This window comes from Mycobacterium sp. (genome assembly GCF_049608025.1).
In the GTDB taxonomy this organism is placed as follows: domain Bacteria; phylum Actinomycetota; class Actinomycetes; order Mycobacteriales; family Mycobacteriaceae; genus Mycobacterium.
Genome location: NZ_JBMYXC010000045.1, coordinates 21,464 through 28,345 on the forward strand (window position 1 = coordinate 21,464; position 6,882 = coordinate 28,345).

Here is a 6,882-nt window from a genome sequence, read left to right on the forward strand (position 1 = left end):
TGCGTGAGTCGATCAGGGTTGGTGATCATCGCCTCCACGCGCGCATCCGCCGGTGTCTACGAGGACCGGTGCGGTCCGGTCATCGTGGACTGGCTCAACGACCGTGGAGTGGCGACCCCTTCGCCCGTCGTCGTCGCTGACGGAGACCCCGTCGCGGCGGCGCTGCGAGCTGGTCTGCGGGACAGCCGCGACGTCATCGTCACCTCGGGCGGCACGGGCATCTCGCCGACAGACTGCACACCGCAGGTCACTGCCGAACTGGTCGACTATCAGATTCCGGGCCTCGCCGAGGCCATCAGGCTCGCCGGGCTCCCGCACGTGCCGACCTCGGTTCTGTCGCGCGGCGTATGCGGCATCGCCGGCCGGACGCTGATCGTGAATCTCCCGGGATCCGCCGGGGGCGTCCGCGACGGCCTGGGCGTGCTCGCTGACGTGCTCGGGCACGCGTTGGATCAGTTGCGTGGTGGTGATCACCGGCAATGACGGTCATCCTGCGGGCCGCCCTGACCGATCAGCTCATCGATTCGGCCGAACACGAAGCGCTGGTCTCCCACCAGGCGGCGGGTGCGGTCGTGGTCTTCGCCGGCGTGGTCCGCGACCACGACGGTGGACGACCGGTGATCCGACTGGACTACTCGGCGCATCCGTCCGCCCAACAGGCGCTCAGCGACGTCGTCGCCGAGATAGCGGCCGACTGCGGGGGAGTCCGCGCCATCGCCGTGAGCCATCGGGTCGGCACCCTGTATGTCGGTGACGCCGCCCTCGTCGCTGCCGTGGCGGCCGACCATCGGCGGGCCGCTTTCGAGACATGCGCGCTTCTGGTGGACAGGGTCAAAGAACGCCTACCTGTCTGGAAGCACCAGTTCTTCGCCGACGGCACCGACGAGTGGGTCAACTCTGCATAGTCGGACGACGATCAAGCGGCGAGGTACGAGTCGCGTTGAGGAGTCGACCGGAGGTGTTGTCGGACGACGATCAAGTCGCGTTGGTCAGGAAGGCGGCAACACCGGAGCCGGAGCGGGGGCCGGAAACAGCGGGGCCGCCGGATCGGTCTCAACCGGCACCGGCAAGCTCGGCGACGGACCACCCCGGGTGTCCGGCGTGCTCAGCGGACGCTGACTCAGCGCCAGCAATGCATCCCTGCCGGAGACATCCTGAGTCTGGATCGCGTGCCAGATCTCTTTCAGGTAGGTCCGGTTGGGGGTTGAGTTGCCCGCGACGTTGGGATCGACCGTGGTGCCGGGGGGTAAGTTCTCCGGGCTCGCCAGATGCGGGGTGCCTGCCTCTTCGGCCAACGCCTGGTTGGCAACGTCAGCTGCTGGACCGGGGAGATTCACGCCGGCAAGGGGCGCCAGCGGCTCAACCGGCGCGGATGCCGCGAGGACATCTGACGCGGGTGCCGCTGCGACATCTGACGCGGGTGCCGCTGCGGAATCCGAGGCGAGTACCGGCCGTGCAGGGTCGCCGGGCATGGGCTGCAGCGGTACGTCGGCATGCCAGCTCGCAGCCGTGACGACCTCGTCCACCGGAGGCGCGTCCACCGGAGCGGGAAGCGGTGCGTCAACCGGTATGAGAAGTGCGGGGTCGGCGATCGGTGCAGCCGGCGCCGGCAGTGGCCCGTCCATAGGCATGGGGGCCGGCGGCAGCGCCTCAGGAGCCGGTGCCGCTTCGGGCGCGGGGGGCAGTGCTTCGGGCGCGGGCGGCAGTGCGGCGTCCGGCGCGGGGGGCAGCGCTTCGGGCGCGGGCGGTAGTGCCTCGGGCGCGGGGGGTAGCGCTTCGGGCGCGGGCGGCAGCGGAGCCGACATCGCGTCGAATGGTGCTGGCGGGGGCGGCGGTGCGAACGGATCCAACGGCGGGGGCGGTTCGGCGTTCACGCCGGCCGCAGCGAGAGCCTCAGGCTCGTCGCTGACCACATCGCGCGGCGTCGGAGCCGACAGCGGCCCACCGCACGAAGGCCATGCGCCTTTGCCCTGGGATGCCAGGACGCGCTCAGCGACGGCGATCTGCTCTTCCTTGGTGGCTTGGTGGGCTACCGGCGCGAACTCGCCACCTCCGTGGCCTGACCACGTGCTCGGCGAGAATTGCAAGCCACCGTGGTAGCCGTTTCCGGTGTTGATGGACCAGTTGCCGCCGGACTCGCAACCGGCGACCCGGTCCCACTCGCTGTCGGTCGCCGCGCTGGCGTGACCGGCGAGTGCGAGCGTGGTGCCGCCGATGACGGCGCCGGTGACGGCGACCTTGGCGACGTTTACAGAGGACGAAGTGGGCTTGCGATGCCGTGCGCTCATGACTACGTGTATTCCTCTCCGAGGTGCCTGCGAGGTCAGCTGTCGGGTTCGGACTTGAGAGGTCGTCCGGCCGGCATCGTCGAAACGAAGACGGCTTCACCCCAAGGAGCCAGAGGGCTCCGGGTCCCTGATGCTTCGGCGGACCTAGTGGGTCCCCCGCCTCCATCCAGTGTGTTTCTCGTTGTCCCCGGGTACCAACGGATGGAGTTCGGCGCAGTTGGTCGCCCGGCGGGCCGGTCGGATTGTGGGGGGTCGACGGCCTGAGCAAGACGGTAATGGCTCGGCAGAGTCCCGTCACCTCGTGGCTTAGTTGACGGTTCGGGCCCCGGCAAATCCTAAAAAATCTCTAAAACACCAGGAAAGTTCGTTGTTCCTGCAGGTGCTGGGCGCCTCTACCGCGCCGTAGCCATCTTGTGACCATTCCGTTATGTGATGTAAATCACAGAATGATATCGAAGCCGAGCCCGTCTACCCCCCCGCGAACGGGGGCAGAACGTCGACCGTCTGGGCGTCGCTGAGCGTCATGCCCATGTCCCGCACCGCAAGTCCGTCGCATAGGTAGGAACAGCGGGCGAGAACATTCGCCAGACCGGCATCGCGCGCCTTGAGCCCGTCGATCAGTTCGCCCACGTTAGCTCCCTCGGACAGGTCGATGGTCTCGGCCTCGGCGGCGGCTGCGGCTCGCGCCGCGGCGAAGTAGCGGACGGTGATCCGGAGCCTGACGGGTGGCTTCAACGCCTAACCGCCGATCGCGCTCATCGGGCGATCTGGCTGGACGAACCCGGGGTCGTTGATGCCGTGGCCGGCGGCCTTGGCCCACATCGCGGTGCGCCAGGCTGCCTCCAGAGCGTCATCGTCTGCGCCGGCTCGCAGCAGTGCGCGCAGGTCGGTCTCCTCGCGTGCGAATAGGCAGTTCCGGATCTGCCCGTCAGCGGTGAGCCTGGTCCGGTCGCACGTCGAACAGAACGCTTGGGAAACCGACGCGATGATGCCGACCCGCCCGATCACCTGGCCGCCATCCTCGCCCGCGGAAACCTGCCACAGCTGGGCCGGTGCTGAACCACGCGGGGCCGGGTCGGGGCTCAGTGCGAAATGACGCTGCAGCGTGCTGAGCACGTCGCCGGCGCTGATGGCGCGGTCTCGCTGCCAGGAGTGGTCGGCGTCCAGCGGCATCTGTTCGATGATGCGCAACTGGTAGCCGTGGTCGAGGCAGAAGTGCAGCAGATTTACCGCATCCTCAAGGCCGGTCTCTGGATCGAGTACGGCGTTCACCTTCACCGGGTCCAGCCCTGCGGCGCTGGCCGCCTGTAGCCCGGCCAGCACGTCGGCCAACCGGTCGCGTCGGGTGATGGCGGCGAAGTGAGCGGCGTCGACGGTGTCCAGCGACACGTTGATGCGATCCAGGCCCGCCTCCTTGAGGGCGGCGGCACGCGGCGCCAGCCCGACCCCGTTGGTGGTCAGCGTGATCTCCGGGCGTGGGCGCAATGCGGCCGTCTGCGCGATGACCTCCTCGAGGTGAGGGACGACCAGGGGCTCGCCGCCGGTAAATCGGACGCTGGTGATGCCAAGCCGGGTGACCGCGATGCGCAGCAGCTGGGCGAGTTCGTCGGGCCGCAGCTTCTGGTCGCCGGGCAACCAGTCGAGGCCCTCGGCGGGCATGCAATAAGTGCAGCGCAGATTGCACAGATCGGTCAGCGACACTCGCAGGTCGGTGGCGACCCGCCCGAACGTATCGACCAGCGGACCGCCGGTAGGCGCCGGGGACGGGGGCCGTGCTGACGGCACACCGAGTGCGATGACCGTCATGGCGCGACTCCGTCGGCCGTCTTGGCCGAGTCGACCGGCACGATCTCCTTGCCCAGGGGCATGAGTGACACCGGAATCATCTTGAGGTCGGCCAGGGCCAACGGGATGCCGATGATCGTGATGGCCAGCGCGGCCGCGCTGACGATATGGCCGATGGCCAGCCACACTCCGAAGAAGATGACCCAGATGACGTTGCCGATCAATGCGCCGGGACGGTTGCCGGGCTTGTCCACGATCGTGCGACCGAACGGCCACAGTGCATAGGCCGAGATGCGTAAGGCTGCGAACCCGAACGGGATGGTGATGATCAAGAGGAAGCAGACGAGCGCCGCGAGCAGATAACCCAGCGCGAGCCATAGTCCGCCGAAGATCAACCAGATCACATTGAGTACGAGTCGCATCTTCTTCCTCCAGCAGTGAATGCAGCCTACCGATATAAGCGGATGCCGGCCGCGTCGGCGTCCGAGTAGGATCGCCTCGGACGCGTCCCGGCGCAGGAGGGGCGCTTTAGTTATGCACCCGACAGGTGCGCACTTTTATTGGCTTCAGATAGACAAGCAGGTGAGACCAGTGCCGACCGGCAAGGTGAAGTGGTACGACGCCGAGAAGGGCTTCGGATTCCTTTCCCAGGAAGAGGGTGAGGACGTCTATGTGCGGTCCTCGGCGCTGCCCGCCGGCGTGGAGAGCCTCAAGGCGGGGCAGCGGGTCGAGTTCGGGGTGGCTGCGGGCCGTCGCGGGCCGCAGGCGCTGAGCCTCAAGCTGATCGAGCCGCCGCCGAGCTTGACCAGGACCCGTCGAGAAGCCGCGGCCGCCGAGCACAAGCACACTCCCGACGAGTTGCACGGCATGGTCGAGGACATGATCACCCTGTTGGAGAGCACGGTGCAGCCGGAGCTGCGCAAGGGTCGCTACCCGGACCGCAAGGTTGCCCGCCGGGTATCCGATGTGGTGAAGGCCGTCGCCCGCGAGCTCGACGCCTGAGCGGTGCGCGGGCCCAAACTGGGCTTGCCTTCGCGCTGGGGGTTGGGTTTTCAGTCGCCCTGCACGCAGCTCGGGTCTGATGGGTCACAACCGGGCTGTCCTGGTTGGCCGGGCGCTCCCGGCTGACCGGGTTGACCCGGTTGACCCGGTGTTCCTCCTGGACCAGCGGCTCCGCCCTGGCCGCCTTGACCCGGGGCTCCGCCCTGGCCTCCGGACCCGCCAGCCCCTCCCTGGCCTCCTGCGCCGCCAGCCCCTCCTGCTCCACCTTGGCCTCCCGCGCCGCCACGGCCTCCTGCGCCGCCTTGGCCTCCTGCGCCACCGCGGCCACCTGTTCCGCCGTTGGCCTTCGAGGGTGGCGTCTGGTCTGCAGTAATCTTGGACTCCGCTGAGGTCGTGGTGGGCTCCGGTTGGGTTATCGAGTTTTCGTCGGACCCGCAGCCCACGGCGAAGAAGGCGAGCGCGACAACCGCGGACATGCCCACGAGTGTTCTCATGATTGGGCCCCTAACTCTAGTTTTCTGCCCACGTTGCGCGGCACCTGCCGACGATAACGCAAGAGCTGACGCGAGCCGTGCAAACCCGAATGGTGACGAACGCGGGTAGAGGCGCGGAGGGGGCTTCCTCAGGGCTCGATGAAGGTGGCTAGTTCCAAACCCCGCGTACCGACCATTCGGCGTGCGGCACCGGAATCTCATTGCCCGCCTCGTCGCGGACCAGTGTCGGCAACTGCACGGCGATCCCGATGAGTCGGCCGCGCTGCGGGTCGACGGTCGGGACAGTCACCGCCAGCCTGCTGTCGGGCCGGAACTCCTCGATGAGGTCACCATCTTCGTAGGCACGCAGCAGCACCCAGGGCGCCCGCCCGATCGCCGAAGGCACCGATAGCTGGAGTGGTTGGCGACCGCTGACGGGCAGCTCGCCCTGTTCTCCGGTCATCACGCAATCGGTCGGATTGAAGACCTGGCAGAACCGGAAGGGCCCCACCCGCGTCGAGTGTCCCTGCGAATACGCGGAGATCTCCGGCAGTTGCGGTGTGTGGTCGCGGGTCAGCCGCCACACCAGTACCCCCGTGCCGGTGGAGGCAAGGAGCGCCACCGCCGCAAGAACGGCGACAACGCGTTTGACTCGGGTGTGGCCGTTCACTCGTGTGTTACCGCCGTCATATCGGTCCGCGCGCCCTCTTGTTCGGCCAGCACCGGACGGTTGCCGCCCAGGCCCGGTATCAGTGATTCACCCCGGTAGCTCACGATCGTCTGGGCCAGGCCGAGGATCAACACCGCGGTGATCGTAGTGAACCCCGCCCACAGATCGGTGTAGATCAACACGCCAGTGGCACCGCCGGCGACCCAGGCCAACTGCAGCAACGACTCTGATCGCCCGAAGGCCGATGCCCGCGACTCCTCGGGCAGGTCATCCTGCAGCGAGGCGTCCAGCGACGCTTTGGCGATCGCGCTGGCGCCTGCCGTGACCAGGGTGGCCGCGCCCGCGACCAGTAGGTTGCCCGTCACGGCCGTCGCCAGTGCCATCGCGGTGACCGCCGTTGCGCTGCGTACCACCAATCGTGCCGGGTGGCCGAGGGTGAGGCGCGCGGCCGTGAAGTTGCCCGCGAAATTGCCGACGGCGGCCGCCGCTCCGATCAGCCCCAGAATACGTAGCTGCTCCCATCCGTCGGCGTCTTGCGCTTTGGCCACGAACGCCGGATACAGGAACAGGAATCCGACCATTACCTTGATGGTGCAATTGCCCCACAGCGCAGTGATGATGTTGCGGCCCAGAGGTTGCCGAGTCTTCTGCGTTCGGCGGACCG

9 protein-coding genes and 1 riboswitch are annotated in these 6,882 nt (G+C 67.8%); of the genes, 3 read left to right on the top strand and 6 right to left on the bottom strand.

The window, feature by feature from the left end; translation table 11 throughout:
• Nucleotides 1–3: 3 nt before the first annotated feature.
• Complete coding sequence (locus tag ACPGXI_RS13860; protein WP_526653822.1) at nucleotides 4–483, top strand: MogA/MoaB family molybdenum cofactor biosynthesis protein; 480 nt, start codon at nucleotides 4–6, stop codon at nucleotides 481–483.
• Nucleotides 480–905 carry a molybdenum cofactor biosynthesis protein MoaE gene (locus ACPGXI_RS13865; RefSeq protein WP_526653824.1) on the top strand — a complete coding sequence of 142 codons (426 nt, stop codon included), beginning with the start codon at nucleotides 480–482 and terminating at the stop codon, nucleotides 903–905. Before ACPGXI_RS13860 ends, ACPGXI_RS13865 begins: the two co-directional genes overlap by 4 nt.
• Nucleotides 906–989: 84 nt before the next feature.
• On the opposite strand, the gene ACPGXI_RS13870 is transcribed toward ACPGXI_RS13865, so the two are convergent.
• The 4 genes from ACPGXI_RS13870 to ACPGXI_RS13885 all read right to left on the bottom strand — a co-directional run bounded on the left by ACPGXI_RS13870 (nucleotide 990) and on the right by ACPGXI_RS13885 (nucleotide 4,495).
• Nucleotides 990–2,288 carry a transglycosylase family protein gene (locus ACPGXI_RS13870; protein ID WP_526653826.1) on the bottom strand — a complete coding sequence of 433 codons (1,299 nt, stop codon included), beginning with the start codon at nucleotides 2,286–2,288 and terminating at the stop codon, nucleotides 990–992.
• Nucleotides 2,289–2,297: 9 nt separating this feature from the next.
• A riboswitch (cyclic di-AMP (ydaO/yuaA leader) is annotated at nucleotides 2,298–2,510 on the bottom strand.
• Nucleotides 2,511–2,756: 246 nt separating this feature from the next.
• The gene (locus ACPGXI_RS13875; protein WP_526653828.1) at nucleotides 2,757–3,023 is read right to left on the bottom strand and encodes a MoaD/ThiS family protein; all 267 of its coding nucleotides are present in this window, start codon (nucleotides 3,021–3,023) and stop codon (nucleotides 2,757–2,759) included.
• Nucleotides 3,024–3,026: 3 nt separating this feature from the next.
• Nucleotides 3,027–4,094, bottom strand: coding sequence for a GTP 3',8-cyclase MoaA (gene moaA / locus ACPGXI_RS13880; RefSeq protein WP_526653830.1), 1,068 nt, complete (start codon nucleotides 4,092–4,094; stop codon nucleotides 3,027–3,029).
• Entirely contained in the window at nucleotides 4,091–4,495 is a 405-nt protein-coding gene (locus ACPGXI_RS13885; RefSeq protein ID WP_526653832.1) for a YccF domain-containing protein, read from the bottom strand. Before ACPGXI_RS13885 ends, moaA begins: the two co-directional genes overlap by 4 nt.
• Before the next feature lie 169 nt (nucleotides 4,496–4,664).
• Between ACPGXI_RS13885 and ACPGXI_RS13890 the strand changes: the two genes are divergently transcribed.
• Nucleotides 4,665–5,075 carry a cold-shock protein gene (locus tag ACPGXI_RS13890; RefSeq protein ID WP_526653834.1) on the top strand — a complete coding sequence of 137 codons (411 nt, stop codon included), beginning with the start codon at nucleotides 4,665–4,667 and terminating at the stop codon, nucleotides 5,073–5,075.
• Nucleotides 5,076–5,717: 642 nt separating this feature from the next.
• Here the strand turns inward: ACPGXI_RS13890 and ACPGXI_RS13895 are convergent.
• Together ACPGXI_RS13895 and ACPGXI_RS13900 are read right to left on the bottom strand one after the other, a co-directional pair.
• Nucleotides 5,718–6,218, bottom strand: coding sequence for a DUF2771 family protein (locus ACPGXI_RS13895; RefSeq protein WP_526653836.1), 501 nt, complete (start codon nucleotides 6,216–6,218; stop codon nucleotides 5,718–5,720).
• Nucleotides 6,215–6,882 (bottom strand): MFS transporter (locus ACPGXI_RS13900; protein ID WP_526653838.1); only part of this gene is annotated, 668 nt, incomplete at its 5' end. The genes ACPGXI_RS13900 and ACPGXI_RS13895, both read right to left, overlap by 4 nt.

Excerpts from the sequence above, each read along its gene's own strand:
- ACPGXI_RS13865 (WP_526653824.1), top strand. The coding sequence starts at position 480 with ATGACGGTCATCCTGCGGGCCGCCCTGACCGATCAGCTCATCGATTCG.
- ACPGXI_RS13870 (WP_526653826.1), bottom strand. The coding sequence starts at position 2,288 with ATGAGCGCACGGCATCGCAAGCCCACTTCGTCCTCTGTAAACGTCGCC.
- moaA (WP_526653830.1), bottom strand. The coding sequence starts at position 4,094 with ATGACGGTCATCGCACTCGGTGTGCCGTCAGCACGGCCCCCGTCCCCG.
- ACPGXI_RS13885 (WP_526653832.1), bottom strand. The coding sequence starts at position 4,495 with ATGCGACTCGTACTCAATGTGATCTGGTTGATCTTCGGCGGACTATGG.